Here is a 385-nt window from a genome sequence, read left to right as displayed (position 1 = left end):
CGCGCCGGTGACACTGGCCACATGCAGGCGCTCCAGCGCGCCCAATGCCGGCCAGGCGCCGGACTCCAGCGGCATCCGGACGAGGATGGGATGGTCCTCGCCCGCCTCGTCGCGGAAGGTGCCCGCCGGCAGCCCCGCGAGCCCGAAGCGCACCGCGCGCGCCACCTCCGCCGCGGGCACACCCAGTTGCCCCGCCTTCTCCCGGTCCACCTCCACCTGGAGGTCCGTGCGACGCGTCTGCACCGGATTCTTCACGTAGAGGGTGCCCGGCGTCGTCTCCAGCACCTGCTGGGTCCGCGCGGCCAGCGTGCGCAGCGTCTCCAACTCCGGCCCCACCAGTCGCACCGCCACGGGCGCTTCGATGGGAGGCCCCTGCTCGAACTCG

General features: G+C 74.0%; 1 protein-coding gene. It reads right to left on the bottom strand.

Going from position 1 to position 385, the window contains the following annotated elements:
• The coding region (locus tag D7Y04_RS43710; protein WP_147477402.1) for an efflux RND transporter permease subunit at positions 1–385 on the bottom strand (385 nt) is incomplete at both ends.

The organism is Corallococcus sp. AB038B, assembly GCF_003668955.1.
GTDB lineage: Bacteria > Myxococcota > Myxococcia > Myxococcales > Myxococcaceae > Corallococcus > Corallococcus exiguus.
Note: the sequence above shows the minus strand (reverse complement) of the source record. Positions and strands in the feature narration are given on the sequence as shown.